This is a genomic window from Cardinium endosymbiont of Oedothorax gibbosus, from assembly GCF_936981045.1.
In the GTDB taxonomy this organism is placed as follows: Bacteria; Bacteroidota; Bacteroidia; order Cytophagales; family Amoebophilaceae; genus Cardinium.
The window spans coordinates 752,836-777,361 of record NZ_OW441264.1 but is presented as its reverse complement, the minus strand read 5'-3'; the positions used below and the strand labels follow the sequence as shown (position 1 = coordinate 777,361).

Below are 24,526 nucleotides of genomic sequence, written 5' to 3'. Positions count from 1 at the left end.
ATTCTTTTTTAGATGAGAAATTAATATTTGTTTGGGTTTTAGTACCTATATAGTGTGCTTAGCAAGACCTAATCTATAAATAGTTTTTATTTAATCCAACTGAATGCTAAGATGCAGAAGTTACAATTAGAACAAAAGTTGGCTCAGAGATTATCTGGGCAACAAATTCAATTTATTAAGCTGCTACAAGTGCCTACTGTAGCACTCAATGACTATATCTCACAAGAGGTCACCGCTAATCCTTTGCTAGATGAAAGAAAAGAGGTAGAAAATAAAGAAGAAGGTGCTACAGAACCATTCGTTCAGGATTTTTCTGATTGTCGTTCAACGGAGCTAAATAAAAAAATATACAAAACACAACCCTCTCGTGACCTTTGGACCCCAGCTATTGTTTCGCTTCAAGAAAAGTTAAAGGAACAGCTCTACTTGCTCCATTTAAGCAAAGTAGGGTATATCATAGGCGAACATCTGATCGGTAGTTTAGACCAAGATGGTTACCTGCAATGTGACCTAGAAGTTGTGGTACAAGATCTCCATGTAATGCATTATTTAGAACTTTCTCTACAAGAAGTAGAGGAAGTATTAACCGCCATTCAGCGTTTAGATCCACCTGGTATTGCAGCTAGAAACCTACAGGAATGTTTGTTGATACAACTGCGGGAACAAGATCAGAAAGATCCGATCATTCGGTTGGCACAACGTGTGATAAGTAGTTGTTTTGAAGCCTTTACGAAGAAGCACTATGAGACAATGGTTAAAAAATTAGGACTTACAGATAGACATCTTTTGAAAAATGCCTTGGCCTATATTGCCCGGTTGAATCCCAGACCAGGGCGGCATAATCATGGCATTGATGATACTAATGATTACCTTACGCCCGACTTTATAATCGTCGAACATCAAGGCAAGCTTACCGCTGAGCTGGTCCACTATCCAGTGCATAGACTACGCTTTAATAAAAAATATCTTACCATGTTGGAAGCGTATGAACAAAAGCCCAGACAAGATCTAGAAAGTCAGGAGATGGTTTCCTTTTTGAAAAAAAAGCTGGAGCATGCCAAATGGTTTATGGAGGCGCTTAGTCAAAGGAGCCAAACCCTTTTAAAGACCATGGAAGCAATTTTACAATTACAATATACTTTCTTTGTAGAAGGAGAAGAAACAGATAGATTAAAGCCAATGGTTTTGCAACATGTAGCCGATAAGGTTGGTATGGATGCTTCTACCATTTCAAGAATTGTCAATCAAAAATCAGTACAAGGAAAGTTTGGTGTGTATCCGCTTAAATTTTTCTTTTCTGAAGGCGTCCGTACCGCTACTGGAGCAGATATCAGTAATAAAGTGGTTAAAAATAGAATTTTAGAATTGATTGACAGCGAGGACAAACAAAATCCTTATTCGGATGAGCGTATGGTAGACTTATTGATGGCCGAAGGGTATCATGTGGCACGTCGTACCGTAACCAAGTATAGAAAGCAGTTGCATCTGCCGGTTGCTAGGTTGCGGAAGGTATTGGCATAAGGATTGTATATACGTGAGTTCGCGATTAGATTATTTTTTCATTTGATAATCAATATCAATGAAAATTTATAAAATTTGTTTTATTAGACAGTTAAATAGGTAGTTGAATAACAAATAATTCCGGTAATCAGTTTATTATATACGTGAATTCGGGATTAGATTATTTTTTCATTTGATAATCAATATTAATAAAAATTTATAAAATTTGTTTTATAGACAGTTAAATAGGTAGTTTAATAACAAATAATTCTGATAATCAGTTTATTATATATATTATATTTATAGAATTAGATATAAAAACTTGTTAAATAGGTGCAAATATTAACTAAATAATTGATATTAAATTGTTGTAAATCAGTCAAATAAATCCAGAACTCACGTTATATGCTACTTTTTTCTGGATCAAAAAGTATCCAAAAAACCGCCCCTGTGTAAAAAGTTGAGCAACTTTTTACACAGGGGCGGTTTTTTGTTTCGTGTGGCAGAAACCTGAATGGATAGTATGGCATTGACCTACAAGCAGGAAAGCAACTAAACCTAGTGGCAGGCGGCAATGTAATACTGGAATACTTGCACCTTACCACTAGGTGGTAAAGTAAGTTAGGAACCTACTTCAAATGGCGTATTGTATTATCCTTCCCATTGATCAGCGTTATCATCATCATTATCATCATCGTCATCATTACTATTTGTCTGGTTGGCTCTAACCATTGCTTGAAACCTAGACGACTTTAGGATAGCTTGTGCGATATCTCCTTGATCTTTAGGTTGCGTTTTATTAGCAGCTATCCGTTCTTCTATAGTCCTCTCATTATAATCCACTTTTTTATTACCCTCTCTAATATCAGCCATTAACGCATCATGAGGATTTCCTGGTTTAGGATCTGGTTCACACTTCTTTAGGTTCTTACCTTGTCTAGTCTGGTCCAGAAAATGACCATTACCTTCGTTTGAACCATTTATATTCGAACAAGATTTAGACATTAGCGGTAGCGGCGGTGGTGGTGGAACAGATCCACTTCCACTTGGAATTGGCGGTGGCGGTGGAATTGATCCATTTTCAGAACCATTAGAAGCAGGTTGCCGATTCTGTACATTCTCACTATTTTGGGAGGAAATAACCTGTCTAGATGAAGTATGTACAGTCTTAGATGGCTCTAGCGGACCATTTATTGGAGGCAGTGGCGGTGCAGCGCATGTATTTATACTGGTTGTATTTTGTGCGGATGAAGCATCTTGACTTAGGTGCATCAACGCATCGGGAGATGGAGGTGGTGGCCAATTATCAGGATGCTCATGCGTAGCTTGTGCCTCCTGCTTATTTGGACTAGATTCTGAAACCACTGAATCGGTTGGCTTCTGTGGTGATATTACAGTTGGCGTCGGTGGAACCAGTTCAGCGTTTTCTGTAATCTGCATAGGTGAAGTTTGTGTATTATTAGTAGCAATACTAGTATTATTATTAATAGTATGGTTTGCATCTGGCGTAGATTGCTCTGCCGAACTATTGGTTATTGGATCAGTCTGTGCACCATTGACGTGTACACCATTTATATTTGACTGCCCATCATTTGTATCTCCAGATCTATCTGGCTGTGTTCGTGGTATTGCAGCAGTGCCATTTTTAGGAGCCCGCACTACTTGATTCCAACAGTACCGCTTTTCAGGGGACTCTTCTACCAAAGATTTTATATTTTCTAATTGTATCAACCGGCTATATTCCCCATCTTTAAGGTAACAGTAAATAGCGTAATCTTCTAACCGTACATCTTGTAATGGCAACGCTACATCACTTGAATCAAATTGTAATACATCGCCATCCAATGCAGCAGGACAAGTTATATAATCCGCTGTTACTTTTGCTTTAGTGCTCCATTCAGTACCCCCTTCTAGTATATTTTTTACCAAATGTATTAGACCACTGGTATCCTTTTTAACCAACACAAAACCTACTTTTTCAAGCTCTTTAAAGGTAGTGGAAGCTACGCTACCGCTAATCGATAGTCTGTTACTGGTTAAGTGGTTTACACTACTAATAGTAAATTCCGTAGAGGATCTGATGCCATCTTTTGTGAAGATAGGACTATCGCCAATAGCCTTTTTATAGTAAAATTCTATATCACGCCAAGATATGTTCTCGTTGCTGCTAGATTTCTGGGTGAATTGCTCAAGTACTGAATCATCAACTTTTATAATACACGGATCTGGGACAGCATTATAGCGAACACGTGATATATCTATTTGCCTACCTTGGCCGTCTTGCTGAGGTGGTTCAACGAGTTGCATCCATCCGTCTGCTGAAGGAAGCTTAATAATAAATGCCTCTTTGGTTGTAGATACGAAAACACCATATGGATCACCACCTAGATTGAACATCGCCCCCCTACCCGATAGAGACGTAACGCCTAGTGTATCACTTTTAGATTCGTCTGGACCTTTCGCTTGCGTTGATACTAGGGACTCGCCTATTGATCTTTTCCCTGCTGTAGTAGCATGAGATATACCACACATGTCTGCACCAAGTAAAATACAAGCTGCTGGAAAAATTATATTTGGGCGCATTAACCCTTTCGTAATAGATTTAAATGTATTAAATTCATAAGCCATAGTTGTTTTTTGTTTTTTATCTGTTGTTTGAGATGTTTTGCAAGCGGAACTATAGCGCTCATATGGAGCATCCTATTCCATAACTGAAAATATAGCTCCCTCTAATGGCTGATGTAAGCCATTAAAAGAGCATATGGCATGTAACATAACCCCCATCAATGATGGGGATATACCCATGCTAGCCGTTGATATGCGCTTCTATAGACCTTTTCTATAGAAAACTCCAGATAATGAAATAGATCCCAGGAGGTAACACCTACTCCACCTCCTCTTGCACCCGGGAGTCTGTTGCTACAGGCTCATAAGGGATGGTACTGAAAAAAAATTAAAAAACAAAAAAATTGTATTAAGCTTTGTGCTGTTTCTTTAAGTTTTCTATGGCTTCTTTTAGTCGGTCTGCTTCCAAAAATTGTAGCGCTTCTGCAGCTTGGTACATTTGATCTTCCAGTGTTTTAATACGCGTTTGTATGGTTGCTTGCTTGCCATAAGGAAGAGTACGATCGGAAACGACTGTAGGAAAATCTCTATCGTCTGTAACGAGTTGTGCAAACGGACGCACCATTTCATCCTCTAAGTCCATAGTGGTTTGTTTTTGGGGTATGGGGCTAGGGGTAATGTGATGTTGCCTATTATAATCCATTTGTAAAGCACGTCTACGCTGCGTTTCGCCAATGGCTTGCTCCATGGAAGCAGTAACTCTATCTGCATACATAATCACACGCCCTTGTGCATGGCGTGCTACTCTACCTATGGTTTGAATAAGAGAGCGGGTATTTCTTAAAAACCCTTCTTTGTCTGCATCTAAAATAATCATTAAAGAGACTTGTGGTACATCTAATCCTTCTCGTAGTAAGTTTACACCCACTAGTACATCAAAGGCACCATTGCGTAGCCCATTCAATATGGTAACACGATCTAACGTTTTGATTGCAGAATGGATATACCTGCAGCGAATGTTTGCATGGACTAAATAATCGGTAAGTTCTTCTGCCATGCGTTTGGTGAGCGTGGTAATGAATACCCGTTCCCCTTTTTTGACTGCTTGATGGATCTCTTCTAAAATATCATACATTTGATGCAACGTAGGTCGGACTTCTATTTGCGGATCTAGTAACCCGGTTGGGCGTATGATCTGCTCTATAACGATGCCACTAGATCTTGTTAGTTCATAATCGGCAGGCGTTGCACTTACAAAAATAACTTGGTGGATCAGTTGTTCAAATTCGCTAAAACTTAATGGACGATTATCCATAGCAGAGGGCAGCCTAAAACCATGCGCTACTAGATTTATTTTTCTAGCTCTATCCCCTCCTGACATAGCCCTGAATTGGGGAATGGTAACATGGCTTTCGTCAATAATCATCAGGTAATCATCAGGGAAATAGTCTAGCAAACAAAAAGGCCGTTCTCCAACCGACCTGCCATCTATATAGCGTGCGTAGTTTTCAATACCTGTACAATAACCTAATTCGCGCAGCATTTCTAAATCTAGCTCCGTTCTTTCTTGTAGCCGTTTGGCTTCTTCAAACTTACCAATTTCATTAAAATGGTTTGACTGTATATGAAGATCTTCTTGAATGTTTTTTATAACATTATCCAATATATCTTTACCCGTCACAAAAAGATTAGCCGGAAAAACAAATGCTTCTTGCAGCTCTTTTGTCTTTCTGCCAGAGGCTGGATCTATGATATGGATGGCTTCCAGTTCATCTCCCCAAAAGATAAAGCGATAGGCATAATCGCCATAAGCAACAAATAGGTCAATGGTATCCCCCATTACACGGAAACGGCCCCGTGTAAAGGTGTCATCATCTCGGCTGTAGAGCATCGCTACAAAGCACTTTAAAAGATCGTTGCGTGATAATTGGGAGCCTACTCTAAATAAATAGCTATTGCGCTTGAAGGATTCTGGCTTACTAAGCCCATAAATACAGGAGACAGAGGCTACTACAATAACATCTCTTCGGTCGCTTAATAAAGCGGAAACGGTACTAAGGCGCAGCCGCTCCAATTCATCATTAATGGCCAATTCCTTTTCTATATAGATGTCGCTAGCTGGTAAGTAGACTTCTGGTTGATAGTAATCGTAATAGGATACAAAATATTCAACCAAATTGTTGGGAAAAAAGGAACGTAGCTCACTATATAATTGTGCCGCTAATGTTTTGTTGTGGCTAATCACTAGCGTAGGCCTATTTAACGCCTTGATGGTATTAGCTATCGTAAAGGTTTTACCAGATCCCGTAACGCCCATCAGTACTTGGCTAGATACCTCACGGTTGATGTGCGTTACAAGTTCTACAATAGCCTTTGGCTGATCGCCTGCAGGTTGATAAGGTGATACAATTTTAAATGACATAGCAAAATTAAGCAAAATGGTGCGGTTAAAGATCGAACCATAGAAAGGGTAGGATTGGTCGGCCCATAATACGAAAGAAAAGCATCATACACAAATCCTATACTCTTATACGTAAGTTCGGGATTAGATTATTTTTTCATTTGATAATCAATATTAATAAAAATTTATAAAATTTGTTTTATAGACAGTTAAATAGGTAGTTGAATAACAAATAATTCTGATAATCAGTTTATTATATATATTATATTTATAAAATTAGATATAAAAACTTGTTAAATAGGTGCAAATATTAACTAAATAATTGATATTAAATTGTTGTAAATCACTCAAATAAATCCCGAACTCACGTTCTTATGAATAAAAAATGTTGCACTATAAATTTGTTTTATTGATTTGAAATCAATATTGTACTAGACATACATCTGTTCATATTTGCGGCACGCATGCACATCTCTTTCATAATATAATTTTAATATAAAAATGCCCTACGCTAAACAAGCTATTATTCTATGCGCTCTAACGCTGTTTTTACAAGCATTTGGGTGCAGCAATAAAACAAATAACAAATCTCATCTAATGGCTGTATCTCCCCAAATGGCTGATAAGGAGTTGGCATTAAGCCATCAAGAACAAGAAGATGATGACGATGAGGGTTATTATTCTGATTCTGATAATAGCCTTAAAACAGCATTACCTGGTCATGAAGCAAACAATGTAGACTTTGCAGTTTTGATTCACGGACTGCGTAGAATAGCTGATCTAAAAAGAGGTATTAGATGGGATGTATCAGGGGATAGATTGATACGAGAGGTAGCGGATGGTAAGGATAGCCTATACGCTGCAGAAGACTATGCCGTTCAAATACTGAATATATATCGTGCTGCAAAAAGAACATCTGATGTATATGGAAAAAATGGCGCTTTATTTGCAAGCATGGCCAATAGGTTTATGGATTACTATGGTAATGAAGTAGAAAAATCAGAAGAATTCTGGATACAAAAGATAAAAAATGAAAATACAAAGGTAGTATCAAAGCTACATAAAATAGTTTTCCCCAATCAAGATATGGATGCCATAAACAAAAAATTAAGATTAGCAGAAAACTATGTTGGATTAGATGATACACATTATAACGTTACTACTACCTTCACGATAGAAGGCAAAAAATTTGGATTAGAAGATAAAAAGTGGTTAACTCTAACAGAAAGACAGAAACAGGCATATCTAAATAGGAAATCACAGAAATGGTACAAGCGTTTAGACCCATTTGAACAAAAGCTCATTGATGCCTATCTCAATAAATTTTTAGATGGCAACCACTATATTCCAACCCAAATCCGAAATCTTCCAGGGTGTAGAAATGCCTATCAGAAAAGGATTCTGGCTTATGATCAAAATAACAACCCAACTGTATTAGGCCGTTACTATCATAGTGGTGCATTGGTTTCGCTGATTCAAGACAAAGATCCAACGATTAGCCAGCAAATCACCCAAGAAAATTGGAACCAAATTCTGCAACATGCCCAAGATCAAGGTATAGAGGTAATGTCTTTAAATCATAATACAGATTTTATTGTACCATTTTTGGGCAATTTCGGAGAAAAGCATATTGTAGAACCGGTCAAGCGTATAGTAGGTGCTAAGCGATTTATCTATTTACCCATCAATCATATCGGTACCTTGACAAGACCTATATTTAAGAATCAAGTCAATAAGTTGGTACAGGAAAGCACAAATTTTTATCAAAAAAGGTATCCAAACCTATGTGATGCTTTTATAAAGGGTACCAAAATGGATAGAAAAAAGCAAATAGAACAGATTAAAGATCCAAAAGATCAAGACTATTTTAATAGATTAGAACAATTAAAAGAGCCTGCTGAAAACTCTGATATAAAAAATACAAGAATCCATAATGTGGACGCAGTTACCAATAATTACTATGCCGATATTGCCTCAAATTATATTGCATGTAAGGCAGTATTAGGCCAAGCTACATCCACCGCTCCTGTTTTATTTTTTTGTAAAAGTGGCAAGGACAGAACCGGTTGCACGAGTAGTTGGGGGGATAAAAATATTATTGGGATGAACCATTCATCGTTGGCTGAAGATAAGGACATCGAAATCAGTAGGCAACTAGTACAGACTGGACATTATCAATTTTTGGCTTCGGTAAATGGAGGCATGCCGGGTAGATTTGGTATGAAACCTGTGAGAGTGAATACAATAACTTCTAATTTTACTCAACAACTATTTCCTAAAGCAGCACGGTCAACCGCAATTGATTTAAATTAATAGCATCCATGCTTGATAAAACCCCGCATATGTTAAAAGTATTAAAAGATACATCCGGGATATATTATTTTATATGCTGAAAATCAATATATTAACGTGAGTTTGGGATTAGATTATTTTTTCATTTGATAATCAATATTAATAAAAATTTATAAAATTTGTTTTATAGACAGTTAAATAGGTAGTTTAATAACAAATAATTCTGATAATCAGTTTATTATATATATTATATTTATAAAATTAGATATAAAAACTTGTTAAATAGGTGCAAATATTAACTAAATAATTGATATTAAATTGTTGTAAATCAGTCAAATAAGTCCCGAACTGAGGTTAGTTAGTATTTTTTTATCTCCAAATTTAAAACACAAAGGAGCTTTTTAAAGCTATTTTTTAACAAGCTAATCCCGAACTCAGGTTATTAAAAACAATGCGGCTACTTTCATCCTTCTATACAATGAAAAAGATTCTAGAAGGGAAGAAATAGGTTCTTTTTTAGGTATGAATTCGTTGGATATCGAAAAATATGTCAGTTTGCGCAGGCAAAATGGACCAGGAGGTTTTAGAGAAATCTTTATTAAAGAGATGGGCAGAAGCCATGTATGGCTACTAGAGCCCTCTCTTTGGCTTTGTCCACTTGAGTGTGTAAATTATTTTTTTGGTTTTATTCAATTCTGTTTTCAAATTTAATTAAAAAATGTGCCATAGCCTCGCTCCAGTTATGAATAGAGGTGGTCCATTTTCTAGTCATGTAGTTAATAGTTAGATATAATGTTTTAAAAACAGCTAGATCGTTAGGGAACACTTTTTTATTTTTGGTAACTTTACGAAATTGGCTATTTACAGATTCCAAACATTTGTTGTGTAAATGACCTTACGTATGGCATTAGGGTACTGTAAAAATACCATCAGATTATCCCAGTTAGCATACCAAGATTGGGCTATTTGTGGGTATTGTTGATTCCACTTAGTAGCAAAAGCTTCTAAGGCCATCAATGCTTCTTGCTCGGTAACTGCTGTATAAATTGGTTTTAAATCAGCAACTAATACCTTTCTATGTTTATAAGAAACATACTGCAAACTACCCCTAATTGCATGAACAATACAGAGCTGATGTTCCGTTTTTGGGGAAGTGTTCTATAAACTGTGTCAAGGCGATAAAAAGTTATAAATTAATTAAATAAACATTAAAGGTTTTAGACATGGAAGAAAATAAGAACAATTCCTATGTTGGTTTAGTAGATTACAAATTTCTGTAGGAAAATATTTTGTGCTCTATCCGTTTAGGTAAGCCTTTAACAGGAAAAGGTGGTGCTTTAACGCCTCTGATAAAAAAGCTTCTAGAGGCAAGTCTAGAAGGTGAAATGGCACACCATTTATCTAGTGATTCAACAGAAAATAATAGAAGAAATGGCAAAAGCTCTAAAACTTTACGTACAAGTTCTGGTTCCTTTGATCTGCTAACTCCTAGGGATAGGACAGGTAGTTTCGATCCACAAATAGTTAAAAAGCGTCAAACAAGCCTACATCCTGAGCTGGAAAGCAAGATCTTAAGCATGTTTTCTAGTGGTATGAGCTATAAATCTATAGCCGTTCATGTTGAAGAGATCTATGATCATAAAGTATCAGCTGCTGAAATATCATCTATTACAGATAGCTTGTTACCGATAATAAATGAATGGCGTAACCGCCCTCTTCAATCAGTTTATCCGATAGTTTTCATGGATGGGATATTTTTTAAGGTAAAAGAAGATGGCAGATGTGTAAGCAAATGCATGTATACCTTATTAGGCATAGATCAAGAGGGTAAAAAAGAAGTATTGGGATTTATTTGTCTGAAAGTGAGTGGGCTAACTTCTGGTTGGGTGTACTTAACGAGCTTAAGGAAAGAGGTGTAGAAGATATCCTTATTGCCTGTGTTGATGGCCTAAAAAGCTTTCCTTCAGCCATAAATAGCGTTTTCCCTAATGCACAAGTGCAGGTCTGTGTAGTACATCAGATACGAAACTCACTCAAGTATGTAGCTAGCAAAGACGTAAAACGTTTTTTAACTGATTTAAAGCAAATATATCAAGCTTCAAGTAAGGAAGTTGCTGAGCATTATCTATTGGAATTAGAAGAAAAATGGGGGGGGAAGTATCCAATGGTTACCAAATCTTGGCAAAATAATTGGGAACATTTGTCTGGTTATTTTAAGTATTCAGATCCTGTCAGAAGGCTAATTTATACCACCAATCCTATAGAAAGCTTGCATAGGCAGATTAGGAAGTTTACCAAGACAAAAGGAGCGTTTACCAGTATAAATGCTTTGTATAAATTAGTATATTGTGCCATAAAGAAGATCGAGGATAAATGGACTATGCCGCTGCGAAACTGGGCGTTGACTATATCTCAGATAGACATCTTTTTTCCCGGTAGATTAAAAGAGACGTTGAGATGAACAGGAGATGTGACACAGTTTATAGAACACTTCCTAAAATACTCAAAATTTCAGGTAAAGAGAACAAGCTATACAAAAAGAAATTATAGACGTGACAGAACCCGAAATATTACACTCCATCTATGCTACTGTATAACGCTCCCTTGCTAATAGTATTGTCCTTTCTCGTATTGAGCCTAGCAGTAGGTCTTTACAGTGGGCAAAAGGAAAATACATTTCGAGAATATGCTGTGGGTAGTAAACGATTTTCTACGCCTATTTTAATGGCTACTCTGTTAGCTAGTAACTTTGGAGGAGAAATACTGATAACTAGTATAGTGTTAACCTATATCAAAGGCCTTGAGAGCATAATCTGGGAGTTTATGGGGTTCTTTAGCTTCTGGATGACTAGTTTGATTTGGTTACACATAACTCCATTTATAAAGCACTTTTCTGTTTCAGAAACAATAGGTCATGTATATGGTAAGTACCCAAGGGTAATTACTGCTTTATTTATTTTTGTTTGGTGTATAGGTGGTATTTCTCTACAAATCAGTACAATGTGCATTGTTATGAGTATGTTTATAGAATCAGTAGATTACCGTATTATGGTTATATTGGCTACTTTCATCTTTATTACTTATGCTGCTTTAGGGGGTATTCGTTCCGTTACCAATACCGACGTATTGCAATTTATAACCTTTGTTATTATCATCGCCTTTTTTGCAAAACTCTGCTTTGAAAAAACAGGTAAGTCGGTTGTAGAGGTTGTATCCTTTCTGAAAAATCAAGAAAAATTTCAATGGAGTAGCCTACATTGTAATACAATATTACACTTAGTTCTCCAGGCCCCATATTGGTTTTTAACTATTTATGACCCATTGAGCATCCAAAAAGTATATATGGCTTCTAGTCCGTTTCAAGTCAAAAAAGTTTTTTATATAGCACTTTCTTTTACCTTTTTATAAAAATCGTTTTGTGCTCTACCAGCTCATTTATCTTTATAAAAGAACCAAATTCTTTCACAAAAAGAAATTATACCTTATATAATTGCTTATATACCATCCTTTTTTAAAGGATGTATTGCGGTTTGTATACTAGGAATGGCTATGTCTACAGCTGATTCTTATTTACATATTTGCTCTATTATGGTTAGTCATGATATATTGGAAAATATTAGAAGGGTAAAACCAATTACCGATACCTATAAAATTCTAGTAGCTAAACTGTCTTCATTAATTGGTGGTCTATTGGCTATGATGGCAGCTATTTATTACAATGATTTATTTAAGTTAGCCCATCGTTTTATATCTTTTATTACTATAGGTCTTAACTGTACAACAGCAGCTCCTTTTATCTTAGCTGTGTTTGGTTTTCAAGGTACTTCACGTACATTCCTAATAGGAATAGTTATAGGTATATTAAGTATTTTTATATGGAGGAAACTGTTTCCTGAAATATTATTATTCACTTATCATATTGGACCCATTATAACTACTGGATTGGCTATGATGGCTTCCTATTATCTATTGGCACAATCAGCTGATAAGGGGTGGATGAAGAGAAATGATCAACAGAAAAGAATCCAGAAATTGATACAGGCATTTAAAATGTATAAAAAACGTGTAGACCAAGAATAATACGACCCTATAAACAGCAGTAAAGGTTCTGTCGCGTCTATAATTTCTTTTTGTATAGCTTGTTCTCTTTACTTGAAATTTTGAATATTATTCGGCCATTAGCATAACAAAATTCTCAAAAGTAGAAAGATGATTTTTAGCTCCGATTACTTGTCCTTTTTGAATCATAGGAATGTTTTCTATCTCTACAATGGTCTAGAGTAAAGAAATGGTTGGACCACTTAAAATTAAGCATATCTATTGCTTCTGATTGCTCGCAATACAGTAGCTGACTAACTTGATTCTTCATTGTTTACCCATTCCCTTCTCATCCCAAGGTACGTTCAGTTTTCCCGAATACGGCGGTCCGACAGTCTTCTTCATAAACCTTGCACAACTCTTTCAGGATACTTAATCATTCCACTACCAATGTACAACATCCCCATTGTATAGAGTTTGCTATTGGGATAGCTTTGCCACCCACACCCACGGCCTTTTCTTCTATGGGTTAAGTATCTGCGAAATCGGTTATTAATAAAGTCCTGCAATCTAACAAAAGCTTCACTGGCATTCGTATGTTTAAAATAGTTAACCCATCCTAACACTACTGGTTTTATTTGCTCGATGAATGTTTGAGGTTTGATTGGTGCTCTTCTACAAGTCAGGTATTTTAGTCTGTTACGGATGCTTTGTTGGGATTGTTTCGTTGGAAATACATAAATGAGGCCGTTGCAATAAAATAACAACCTGTTTTTGTCTTAGCAAGACTTTGTGTAAAACAGTACAAGGGAACTAACGTTCTTTGGATCAGTTCTATAAATCTATTGTAGCTTACTAACTTTCCAAATTCACTAGAATGAAATTGCTGTAAATGAATATAATAAGACTTAAAATTTCTAAAACCAATCACATGAAAGGCAATAAGAACAGTCATTATTTCACTCAAAGTTAATGAACAAGTTCTAGTGGATTTTCTTTTAGAGTTGGTTAACAGTTGTTTTTCGATATACGGCATAAACTTTATGAGAAATTCATCAACAGCATAATATATTTCAACTAATTTTTCTACATTCATAACTGGCTCCTTTGGATAATCTGGTTAACGTGAGTTCGGGATTAGATTATTTTTTCATTTGATAATCAATATTAATAAAAATTTATAAAATTTGTTTTATAGACAGTTAAATAGGTAGTTGAATAACAAATAATTCTGATAATCAGTTTATTATATATATTATATTTATAAAATTAGATATAAAAACTTGTTAAATAGGTGCAAATATTAACTAAATAATTGATATTAAATTGTTGTAAATCAGTCAAATAAATCCCGAACTCACGTTAATATATCACTTATGCTTTTACCATCAATTCCTGCTGAACCTTGATTTGCTTTGACTTGACGCCAAGCTTCCCAAAGTACATCTTTTAGATAAATTTTATCATATATACTATAAAATCTGACTTCCTTACATTGCTTGGATTTGAGATATAGAGTTCTTTGGAGTTTCTGAACTTTTAATGTTCCGTTCATAGCTTTAGGGCAATCAGACATTCTCAACTCTTTTAAACTCGTTAACTGAAGTAGGGTCCCTTTCCTCTTGAGTGGTTTCCCAATCAATACGAACGGTATTATAGACCCCGCGGACTTCTGATATGACCCTTATTGATTTCGCTTTACTTATACAATAAAGTTTCCAGTGGCCTACTGGATTCATATCAGATCTCCCGGACTACGATGTGAAACATTCATAGCGTGCAACCCCTAACACCCCGGCACTTGTATGATGGTCATGGTCTATTTTTTCCATCCTACTATCAGCCTTCCTGTAGCCACTAGATAGTCGGCAAATGCGCTTAAACGGCTTAACGAGGCTAATTTAGGTTCACTTTTGTTGCAGCCCGCTATTTTGCAGATGCATTTAAAGGTAACTTAAACCTGTGAATCACCCCACAAATCCAACCTCCTGCTAGACTCCCGAAATAGACAAATTAGAGTCAGGGGACTTACACCCCATTTGTTGCACACCTGTGCCGGCGTGCAATGGCTGCAGACTTAAAACACTTAAAACTAAGCATAGGTTTTAGCCGTTTTTTGATAAACCTATGATCTTGTTCAACTCTATTATTCAAGTATTTGTTTTGAAATATTTGAATGGTATGATCTTGATCAAGTTCTGTATTGATCGTATCAAGGGCAGCTTTATTACTACCGCTTTTGTCAATTACTACTTTCTTAGGAATATTATTTTCTGTGATCGCCTTACGAAAAAAAGAAAAAGCTGCAGACTTGTCTCTATGCTCAGATAGAAAAAAGTTAACTGTATCACCATAACGATCTACTGCTCTATATAAATAGATCCACTTCCCGTTTAGTTTAACATAGGTTTCATCCATTCTCCAACTACCACCAACTGGTCGTTTTCTTTTGCTTACTGCTTCATCTATAAGAGGAACAAACTTAATAACCCATCTTTGTAGCGTAGAATGATCAACTCTTGCGCCTCTCATACGCATCATATCTTCCAAATCTCTATAGCTCAAGGAAAAACGACACTTCATCTAGACAAATAACAGGATGACTTCTGCTGAAGAACAATAGCCCTTAAAATAAGGTAATAATTTGGGCGAAATATTAAACATAATAACTACTTTTTTAACTGCAGATGCTAAAATAATGATTTTTTAGAATAAACGCGACAGAACCATCTAATACAACATATAGCTTGCTCTGAAGCATTACGAGTAAAAAACTCCTTTTAAGCTATACCATCCTTACATTAAGCTTAATAAAATTTTACAAAATCACAAATTGTATAAAAAATATTCTTTTAATTAACTTGCGTCATACCACATACGTCAATGATAGAAATTGCATATGAAAATCTATTCTAGTTGCCTTGTATCCAGTAATGCAAGCTATAAAATGTGTCCTCATGATGCCAAACCAGAAGTTGCTTTTATAGGCCGTTCTAATGTAGGAAAATCTTCCTTAATTAATGCGATTTTGCAACGGAAACAATTGGCTAGGGTATCTAAAATGCCTGGAAAAACAAAACTGATCCATCACTTCTTAGTGAATCACCAGATCTATTTTGTAGATCTTCCAGGATATGGATGGGCACAAGTAGGACATGTTATAAAAATAAAATGGGAAAAAATGTTGCGGGAATATCTTTTGCATAGACCCAATATGGTTACTGTTTTTTTGTTGATCGATGCCAAAATTGCACCTCAAGCCATCGACCTCGAATGCATAGATTGGCTGGGCGCGCATCACATTCCTTTTGCTATTGTACTTACAAAAGCAGACAAGAAACATAAAATGGTAGTCCAAAAGCACTACATCGCCTTAACCCATGTCTTGCAACAAGACTGGGCCACAATGCCACCATTCTTTTTTGTTTCTGCGCACAATAGACTAGGCATGGAAACCATCTTAGGATATATTCAAACGGTTACACAGTCTAAAAGAAGTAATTAATGCATGTATCGATCCGATTGGCTACCAAAATTGCTTAGTATAAGCAAAACTTATGCCAAAAAGATGCAGGTCCTGCGCACTGTTTACAGGTTGTCGATAAAACTTGGCATCCATATGGTGGGCTTTTGAAATAGAATAGGCAATTTCCCAATCATTGATGAAATAAGAGCTCCTTCCCATTGTACTGGACAATTTAAGTTTTGATAGCAGTAGATAGCTTACTTTAATGCTGGTTTTTTGTAAAATATTTGTTTCCTGATCATCTGAATGATGCATACCTAAACTAGTTTCTATCTCTAGGTTATGGTCAATTTTAGATGCTAAGTTTTGTATCCTTGGAGCAAGCAAATCATTTATACTATTGCTTAGTGCATCCCAGCCATTTATTTTTTTCTCATTATAGACTCTTTTAGCTATTAACAGGCTTAAAATTTGCTTGCTGAGATAGTTTTTATCTAATAATGCCTTTGATGCACACTCCTCTAAAGAAGTATTGAGTTCAAAATCCATACTTTTTACTGGAAAGAGAAGTTGTTGATAAGCAATATTTGGATGCGCTAATGTGCCAGATGCAGAAAGTACAATTTCTACTGGAAGCGGTCGCTTATCATGACTTTCAGGATAAAGCTCTGCCACAGAGGCAATCTGTCTGTAGGACGCACCAATACGGATTATCCCTTCTTGGGGATAACCATTAAAATTAACCTGGCTATTAGGCGCAATGGTAAATGTTTTTTGAATTAAACTATACACAGAAACCGTGTAGGTACCACTTTGAAAGAGGTAGTTGCCCATTACATATGGCTTGCGATTGGTACCTACTTCTAGTTGAATCGATCCCGTGCCTTGGACTTTTAGAATATCGCCTTTATTATTATAAGCGTCAAATAATACCTGAGCCTTGATAGTAGGTAGTATGGTTAGGTCAAGCATCAGTTTAATGGCTGATCTATTTCCATTTTTAGGGGCGTTATTTGGCTGCTTTTTTGCCTTGTTATAAACAAACTGTACCAATTTTGTGGTGTTCTCTATGTCTTCTTTATCGTGTGCAACAATCGTAAAGGTGCCTTTATCAATTGTGATTTTCATTTTAAGGAGTAAGTCATAAATAGAACCCTCCATTTGTAAAGTCCCAGTGGCATATAGATCTCCATAGAAGTCGGGATGATGCATTGGAGTCGTATGCAACAGATGTAATGCTTCCATGTGACCTGAAAGCATTACAGGAAATCCATTTTGTATTACCATATGGCCAGATAAAGTGGCATGACCTGACGCGCCATCATAAAGAGCAAGCTGGTTAACGCATAAGCGATTCTCTTGGACCTGAATGGCTCCAGCCACTTGGTAATAGGTGTTCAAGTAGTTAATTTTAAATGTTCCTTTATCTATTGTGCCCTTACCATTTAGCTTGGGCGCGGCCAGACTACCTGTTAGTTGAAACTGGCCGCTTAGTTTACCATTTATATCTGAACAAACAGATGTAAACCAAGTATTTAGTAGATCCAAATTCATGTGGTCAAATGTAGTGGTGATGGCTAGGTTATCAGAGGGTAGATCATAGCAACCATCTATCTGTAGCAATCTCTTGCCCTCTTTTTGGAGCACCCCTTCTAGGACTAATTTATTTTCTAATAGATTCCAATCTACCTTTGTACGCAAAGTACCTACAGCATAGTCTTGAATGGTAGCTTTTTGTAAACTGAATCTACCGGTTGCTATGAGCTGATCTTTTTGAAGATGGGCTACTAACTTAGTGTCTATTATACCTTTAATCGGTCCTACTGCTGAAGCATAGTTTAATGCAAGATGGCGTATGGTGCAATGTAAGGGATCTTTTGTATCTAATTGAGCAAGTTTACCACCTATGCAAATGGCCTCTTGGCCACTCGTTATAGATAAATTCCCAATGGCTATGGCTGCTTTGGAAATAAAACTGGTACGGTCTGTTTGTATGGTCCATATTTTTTCCTTGGTCGTTAGCCTAGAAGGAAGCAGGTCAACTTGTATCGCATCATCGGTAAGGGTACCGAAACAAGCTATAGATAGACGACCATGATGATTGGATAACCTATTTGAAATGGTAAATTTATCTTTATCCATCCATAACTGAAGGTATAGGTGATCTGTTTGAAATATTTGATGCCAATCTTGCTGGTCTGAAGAAATGTATAACTGAATCAATCGCTTTTGAACATCCATGAGATGCCCCACATTCAATTTCACTTTGACGTTTTCCAAGCTAAACTTCTTAAAACAAAGGGTTGATGCGGTAGGTAGATGGAAGGAAAAATGATAATCTCTATCGTAGGCAAAATGACCCCAAAAGGTTGTAGCAGGGGATATATATAAATCATCTAAAAACCATTTTAATACTGGCAATATCTTTTTACAGTTGATGGCGTAATCTACATGAAGCTTATCAGGGATAGGGAGCAGATCTACTGGATTTTTAAGTCGTGCGATAAGATGCCTTATATGATGGGCTAAGTCATTCATTGTAAATGTCCCTTGTAGCTTACAGTCTATAAATGGCGAGATAAGGGTTAACACATCTTTGTTCTCATGCTCTATAGCATGTATCGAAACCTGTTTGCAAGCTACTTTTTGGGCCAATCCCTGAACGATACATTGGTTTAAAATAACTGTTCCCCGTGGACGTTTACTTAATATATCTCTGATTTTGAATGAAAATTTTGTACTAAGTAATAGGGGCATTGGCACAAAACCAAGTTTTGATAGGTGGACCTCTTCTATTATTCCATCTGCCTTTAAACTCGTTTGAGAGTCCATATGATAACTGCCTGCTACCGTTAGCTTTGCATTAGGATCTTGGCTATTTAGATGAAATGTCACCATAGCATTGGAAACCATACAGGAGGCTTGTACCTGTTTATAGTTATAATGGTTGGTCCCGATTTCTGTTAGATGGGCTACTGCATCTAGAGCATTGAAGTGCTCTCCTTTTGATTTTATCGAAACTTTTCCTGAAAGGGACTGAATAGGAAAAGAGGGGAACAGGGCCTCTATATCTACCTTATGCAAGATTATTTTACCGATTAAATCCTGTATGGGTTTACCTAAATGGTGTACCATTAAATCTGTTTGTATAGTACCTATATTGGTAGTAATATCCCCAGTTAGTTTGGCTTTTTGGGTGTTACCCACAAACGTGGCATTGGTGATACTAACGTATTGCAATTGAGTTGGATATAGGGCTGGCTTTTTCTGTAGGTCATGCATATAGACCTTACCAGCTTTCACTAAGACATCCGAATCGACACGGTTATAGCAACCTGTACTCTCAATATAGCTATCTCCAAAAACTAGCTTACAGTTTTTCCATGCCATAGCATAAGGGGTTAAAGAGACTACGCCATCTAGCTTATATAATGTATGAGCGCCTTTAAAAAAATCTGCAAAGGCACCTAATTCAATCGATGACAGAACGGTTGTATGCAATCTTGCTTCCAGTTCAATGTTGTCCTGATCAGCAACAAGTGGAAGTTGTTTGGTGTGCCTCAGTGTGCAATCCCCTTGTAGATGGCTATATTTTGTAATCAAGCGACCATCTTTGAGCACTATACGATGAGGGGTAATGCTAAATGTACCCATCATATTTTTTAATACCAGTGGTATATCACTTGTTTCTTGGTAAGAAAAGTGCGTAAGGTTGCCTGAATGGTTCCCCGAAGAGGAAAGGAAATGGCTTATAGCTAGATCTATATTTTCTACTTTAACCTTTTGTTTTTTTATTTGATTATGGTAGTATAGGTTGATGCCATGTAGTTGAATCTTATTGATATATAGATCTGTATTTGCTTCTGGTACAAAGGGTAAAATAACCTTGGTATAGAATGTAACCATATTAAAATCTTGATCAATATGCTTTTCTAGGAAAAATTGTCCTCCTGTGACTGAAACGGAATCGATCATATTGGGCTTTAGCAAAAGTAAACTAAATAGATTGAGCCTACCCTTGCATAGATGCATGGTAAATAGGGGCTTGTCTTGAGGATCTGCAACGGTTACACCCTCTAATGCAATGTGGCGCAACCAGGTGAACTGGAACGCATCACACTTAATATGGTAATGGGTAGTTTTATGCAGGTAGCCCATTAAACTACGAAGCAGTTGTTGCTGTACCACAGGCAGGTGCAATAAAGCCAGCATGGCTGCTATCAGCATGGCTACAGTGCAGAATAGATTGCTAAGTGGCCTTAAATACCACTTTTTATGCAAAGATTTTTCTATCTTTTTCAAAGCAAGTAAAAGGGGCTATTTTGACCTTGCTGCAACATCTTTAGGCATTTGAGCTATTGCATGGATCTAAATCTGATGATTATAAAGTATCATCACACTTAAATACTGCAAGTATAAGGTTAATTGGGTCTAGATCCAAGCTTTAATATTGCGCTATACTGCTTAACCTTAATAAGGCAAAAACAAGCCCTAGTGAAGGGGAATGGCAGCACAAGGCATCTGCTTACCCTGCATCTACTACTATATAGAAAAAAATAAATACAATTCCATACGGTAGTGATGAGCAATAATCATATTTAGCTAGCCCTTATCCACAGCACCAGCAATTTTTGCTTTAATAGCTGCTTCTATCTTGCTAAATAGCTCTGGATGGTCATTTAAGAGCTCCTTACTAGCCTCTCTTCCTTGGGCAAGCTTATGCTCTTCATAGGAAAACCAAGATCCGGCTTTCTTAACCACACCCAATTCTACGCCAATATCAATCAGTTCTCCTACTTTAGAAATGCCTTCCCCATAGACAATATCAAACTCAACCACTCTAAAAGGAGGGGCTACTTTATTTTTTACAATCTTAACGCGTGTGCGCTTCCCGGATACGGTGCCATCACTCTCTTTTAATGAGGTAATGCTACGAATATCCAAACGAACAGAGGCATAGAACTTTAATGCATTGCCACCAGTAGTGGTTTCTGGATTGCCAAATAGCACACCAATTTTTTCCCTAAGCTGATTGATAAAAATGCAAGCACACCCTGTTTTATTAATGGTTCCGGTCAGTTTGCGCAAAGCTTGTGACATCAAACGTGCCTGTAACCCCATTTTGCTATCCCCCATATCCCCTTCTAGTTCACTACGAGGGACCAAGGCTGCCACAGAATCAATTACTAAAATATCTATGCTACCAGAACGAATCAAATGTTCCGCTATTTCTAGTGCTTGTTCTCCATCATCTGGTTGAGAGATGAGCAGGTTTTCTGTATCTATCCCCAAACGTTCTGCATAGCTTTTATCAAAAGCATGCTCCGCATCAATAAAAGCAGCGAACCCGCCTTTTTTTTGCGCCTCTGCAATACAATGTAAAGAAAGTGTTGTTTTTCCTGAAGACTCTGGTCCATAAATCTCAATAATTCTTCCACGCGGTATCCCACCTACCCCTAGTGCTAGGTCTAAACCAAGAGAACCTGTGGAAATGACAGGAATATCTACTATATGATTGTCGCTTAACCGCATAACTGCCCCACGGCCATATGTCTTCTCTAGCTTGTCAATGGTAATTTGTAGCGCTTTTAATTTGTCTGTATGATCAGTCATAATCTAAGTTTTAAAAAATAAAAAGGGACTAAATTTAACTTAATAAAACGGACACCAAAACAGGCCATCCACAGTTAACGCAATCAGATACAATAGGACGAACCGACCTAGTAGATCAACCTACCCCTAAACATACTACATTTATTTGATATGGCATCATAATAGGTCCGCCTTGTATACAAGGCATAAGCTGTTCCATTATATCTCGTATCTTTGATAGCGTTTCAAATAGGTAGACTATAACTTCAAAATTTTTAATATAGAAAATTGAAAAATTATTTCTTAGGCAAGAAGAAAGCTATTCTACCATGCATCATGCGGCTACTGCTATCTATTAGTTGTCTACATGCAACTGCTCAGGAAGCTTTACCCATTAAAGAGGTAATCATAGCTGTACATAATGGGCATAAGAAAGCATTACAAAAACGTTCCCTCCACCAACCTAACACTACTGTTTTAGGAATGCCTATTCAAAAATGGCTTTACCAACGGGGTCAAAACCATTTCAACGTTGAAAAGATAAAAAATGAGGTCGCATCTATTAAACAAATATATGCATACCGCATCAGTAAAGCAGCTGGTGAAAAAGAAAAAATGAAACTCATGGCCAAACGAGATAAACTTATTAAACGAAAAGAACGTATAATGACAGATGGAAACCGTCTCATGCGTATGGGTGAAAAACCCCTATACTATAACCCAACATATGTACAACATAATGAAAAAATATTTTTAAACTATCTGCATTCCAAAGGATATTTGGATGCTGAGGTTACCAGTAAAACGGATTTTGAGAAAAAAAGAGTATGTGTGACCTATTACATACAGCAAAAAAATATATATACAATTGCCTCAACAAGTCTACAAATAAACTATGAACCAATAAGAACGCTATTAGCTAGCCATAGTGATGCAAGTTTTATTAAGGTAGGTTGCGCTTATCAATATCAAGATTTTGTCAATGAGCAAGAGCGTATTATAAACTTATTGTCTGATAATGGTTACTTTGAATTCGATGAACAATATGTCTACTTTCAAGCCGCTCTATCACAGGATGACCATACCATAGCCGTGACTACTATAGTAGGTATACCCGAGTCTATAGTAGCCTATCATAAAACAAAAATAGGACGTGTCGTAGTAGATCTAACCACCCAAAAGGATTACCAATCAAGTAGTACGAACCTACAAACCAAAATATGCCAAGATCTTGATTTTTTAGTTCCATTAGACCGATATCCCCTAGACGATCTAGCAGGTAAAATACCCCTTCGACCTGGTGATTTGTATAACAAAAGTAAAATTCTAGAAACCTATGAACGACTCCATCGAATGAATACATTTGAATCTATTGCGATTTTCCCCAAAATAGAAGCGGACCAGTTAGTCATTTATATTCATGCAAAGCCTTATGAACGTGTAAGGTTGCAAACAGAATTGGGCGGGGAATGTATTAATCTGAACCTAAAGCGGCTCCGTCCTACTATCAAGTTAAACCCTACTATAAGACGGGTTGGTGGACTAGGTATACTGAACATAGAGGCAAGTATTGCGTTTAGGGAAGAGTTCATAACAAATAAGAAAGGATCCATAACAAATATTACATATGGATTACATGGCAAATTTAGCACACCACATTTTATATTCTGGCTGCCAAAAAAAACCAATCTGATGCTGGAAAATCTTCATCCAAGTACCACCATGGATATCGGCTACAGTCTCACCCAAAAACTTACTTGCAGTAGTAGCCAAAAAATAGATGCCATATTACACTATGACTGGTATAGTAAGCATATCTCCTACCAATTTGCGCCATTTAAAATGGTATTTGATTATCCCAAAGTCATAGATCCAACAAAAATAAATGAAGATAAAACACGATTAAGATCACCTTCTTTTTTGACTAGCATAGGATGCATATCTACCATAAGCGCAGCCATCTCTACGCTATATCTAAATGCGTTAGATAGGTATAAATGGATGGTTTCAATTGGTATAGAGCATGGAGGACTATTTGAGCATCTTTTTCCGTTTAAGCAGATTTTACCTAAGGGATTGCAAGTGTACAAATATATTAAATTTGATACAGAGTATCGTCATACTTTTAACCTTACCACCTATACGACACTGGCTTATCAAACTAAATTAGGTGTTGCTAAAGGCTATACAACAGCAGATAAAGTCCATCCAGAAAAACAATATGCAATAGGAGGACATGGTAGCGTGCGGGCTTGGGATAGACACATGGTTGGCCCTGGTGCGTACGAAGAAGATAAAAAGGAAGAACGAAAAGGAGATTTACTCTTGCTAGGCAATATAGAACTACGTCGAAAATTGATTGGATATTTAGAGGGGGCACTTTTCCTAGACATAGGAAATACCTGGCGGTTATCAAAAGATGCACCAGCAAAAATGCAATTCTATTTTCATAAATTTTACAAAGCTTTTGCAGTAGGAGGTGGTTTTGGCTTAAGATTAAATTTTCACAATACCTTTGTACTATGTGGGGATTTAGCGTTTCCGTTACATAAACCTTCTGGGAAAAAACTAAATAAGTTAAAACCAAACTTCAGCTTAGCTATTGGCTATCCTTTTTAAGGAAAAAATACATATGCCACTTTTTGATGCATCAAAAAGTGGCATACAACGAT

Annotated in this window: 12 protein-coding genes and 5 pseudogenes; 7 read left to right on the top strand and 10 right to left on the bottom strand. The window is 36.7% G+C overall.

Translation table 11 applies throughout. The annotated features are described in order from the left end of the window. Positions 1-111 precede the first annotated feature (111 nt). The gene (rpoN, locus tag NBW36_RS03590; RefSeq protein ID WP_250237838.1) at positions 112-1,521 is read left to right on the top strand and encodes an RNA polymerase factor sigma-54; all 1,410 of its coding nucleotides are present in this window, start codon (positions 112-114) and stop codon (positions 1,519-1,521) included. A 630-nt stretch (positions 1,522-2,151) separates the two neighbouring features. On the opposite strand, the gene NBW36_RS03585 is transcribed toward rpoN, so the two are convergent. Next, positions 2,152-4,083: a hypothetical protein gene (locus NBW36_RS03585; RefSeq protein ID WP_250237836.1), complete on the bottom strand. Its 1,932-nt coding sequence runs from the start codon at positions 4,081-4,083 to the stop codon at positions 2,152-2,154. 391 nt (positions 4,084-4,474) lie between these two features. Then, complete coding sequence (gene uvrB / locus NBW36_RS03580; RefSeq protein ID WP_250237834.1) at positions 4,475-6,487, bottom strand: excinuclease ABC subunit UvrB; 2,013 nt, start codon at positions 6,485-6,487, stop codon at positions 4,475-4,477. Positions 6,488-6,967: 480 nt separating this feature from the next. Here uvrB and NBW36_RS03575 point away from each other — a divergent pair, with 480 nt between their 5' ends. After that, positions 6,968-8,779, top strand: coding sequence for a tyrosine-protein phosphatase (locus NBW36_RS03575; protein WP_250237832.1), 1,812 nt, complete (start codon positions 6,968-6,970; stop codon positions 8,777-8,779). Between the two features lie 664 nt (positions 8,780-9,443). On the opposite strand, the pseudogene NBW36_RS03570 reads toward NBW36_RS03575, so the two are convergent. After that, positions 9,444-9,859: pseudogene (locus NBW36_RS03570) on the bottom strand (transposase). A gap of 185 nt (positions 9,860-10,044) precedes the next feature. Here NBW36_RS03570 and NBW36_RS03565 point away from each other — a divergent pair. The 3 genes and pseudogenes from NBW36_RS03565 to NBW36_RS03555 all read left to right on the top strand — a co-directional run bounded on the left by NBW36_RS03565 (position 10,045) and on the right by NBW36_RS03555 (position 12,838). Beyond that, a pseudogene (locus tag NBW36_RS03565) lies at positions 10,045-11,219 on the top strand (IS256 family transposase). Positions 11,220-11,341: 122 nt separating this feature from the next. Then, positions 11,342-12,166, top strand: coding sequence for a sodium:solute symporter family transporter (locus tag NBW36_RS03560; RefSeq protein WP_250237830.1), 825 nt, complete (start codon positions 11,342-11,344; stop codon positions 12,164-12,166). Positions 12,167-12,214: 48 nt separating this feature from the next. Further along, on the top strand, positions 12,215-12,838 hold the full coding sequence (locus tag NBW36_RS03555; protein WP_320412885.1) for a sodium:solute symporter family transporter: 624 nt from the start codon (positions 12,215-12,217) through the stop codon (positions 12,836-12,838). 87 nt (positions 12,839-12,925) lie between these two features. Here the strand turns inward: NBW36_RS03555 and NBW36_RS03550 are convergent. The 5 genes and pseudogenes from NBW36_RS03550 to NBW36_RS03530 form a co-directional block, all read right to left on the bottom strand. Then, positions 12,926-13,033: pseudogene (locus tag NBW36_RS03550) on the bottom strand (IS6 family transposase); the annotation flags it as partial. 164 nt (positions 13,034-13,197) lie between these two features. Continuing rightward, entirely contained in the window at positions 13,198-13,563 is a 366-nt protein-coding gene (locus tag NBW36_RS03545; protein ID WP_250237826.1) for a group II intron maturase-specific domain-containing protein, read from the bottom strand. Then, a pseudogene (locus NBW36_RS03540) lies at positions 13,551-13,892 on the bottom strand (IS982 family transposase); the annotation flags it as partial. The gene NBW36_RS03545 and the pseudogene NBW36_RS03540, both read right to left, overlap by 13 nt. Before the next feature lie 261 nt (positions 13,893-14,153). Further along, positions 14,154-14,372 carry a hypothetical protein gene (locus tag NBW36_RS03535; protein ID WP_250237824.1) on the bottom strand — a complete coding sequence of 73 codons (219 nt, stop codon included), beginning with the start codon at positions 14,370-14,372 and terminating at the stop codon, positions 14,154-14,156. 488 nt (positions 14,373-14,860) lie between these two features. Beyond that, positions 14,861-15,460 (bottom strand): annotated as a pseudogene (locus NBW36_RS03530) (IS6 family transposase); the annotation flags it as partial. Positions 15,461-15,695: 235 nt separating this feature from the next. On the opposite strand from NBW36_RS03530, the gene yihA reads away from it, so the two are divergent. Beyond that, on the top strand, positions 15,696-16,301 hold the full coding sequence (gene yihA / locus NBW36_RS03525) for a ribosome biogenesis GTP-binding protein YihA/YsxC (protein ID WP_256465571.1): 606 nt from the start codon (positions 15,696-15,698) through the stop codon (positions 16,299-16,301). 21 nt (positions 16,302-16,322) lie between these two features. Here yihA and NBW36_RS03520 read toward each other — a convergent pair whose 3' ends face one another. Together NBW36_RS03520 and recA are read right to left on the bottom strand one after the other, a co-directional pair. Next, entirely contained in the window at positions 16,323-20,564 is a 4,242-nt protein-coding gene (locus NBW36_RS03520) for a translocation/assembly module TamB domain-containing protein (protein WP_250237823.1), read from the bottom strand. A gap of 300 nt (positions 20,565-20,864) precedes the next feature. Next, on the bottom strand, positions 20,865-21,875 hold the full coding sequence (recA, locus tag NBW36_RS03515) for a recombinase RecA (RefSeq protein ID WP_250237822.1): 1,011 nt from the start codon (positions 21,873-21,875) through the stop codon (positions 20,865-20,867). Between the two features lie 267 nt (positions 21,876-22,142). Here recA and NBW36_RS03510 point away from each other — a divergent pair, with 267 nt between their 5' ends. Then, positions 22,143-24,473: a BamA/TamA family outer membrane protein gene (locus tag NBW36_RS03510; RefSeq protein ID WP_250237821.1), complete on the top strand. Its 2,331-nt coding sequence runs from the start codon at positions 22,143-22,145 to the stop codon at positions 24,471-24,473. Positions 24,474-24,526: the final 53 nt, after the last annotated feature.

Bases quoted from the DNA above. Each gene is read 5' to 3' on its own strand.
- rpoN (WP_250237838.1), top strand. From the start codon at position 112: ATGCAGAAGTTACAATTAGAACAAAAGTTGGCTCAGAGATTATCTGGG.
- NBW36_RS03585 (WP_250237836.1), bottom strand. From the start codon at position 4,083: ATGCGCCCAAATATAATTTTTCCAGCAGCTTGTATTTTACTTGGTGCA.
- uvrB (WP_250237834.1), bottom strand. From the start codon at position 6,487: ATGTCATTTAAAATTGTATCACCTTATCAACCTGCAGGCGATCAGCCA.
- NBW36_RS03575 (WP_250237832.1), top strand. From the start codon at position 6,968: ATGCCCTACGCTAAACAAGCTATTATTCTATGCGCTCTAACGCTGTTT.
- NBW36_RS03560 (WP_250237830.1), top strand. From the start codon at position 11,342: ATGCTACTGTATAACGCTCCCTTGCTAATAGTATTGTCCTTTCTCGTA.
- NBW36_RS03535 (WP_250237824.1), bottom strand. From the start codon at position 14,372: ATGTCTGATTGCCCTAAAGCTATGAACGGAACATTAAAAGTTCAGAAA.
- yihA (WP_256465571.1), top strand. From the start codon at position 15,696: ATGAAAATCTATTCTAGTTGCCTTGTATCCAGTAATGCAAGCTATAAA.
- recA (WP_250237822.1), bottom strand. From the start codon at position 21,875: ATGACTGATCATACAGACAAATTAAAAGCGCTACAAATTACCATTGAC.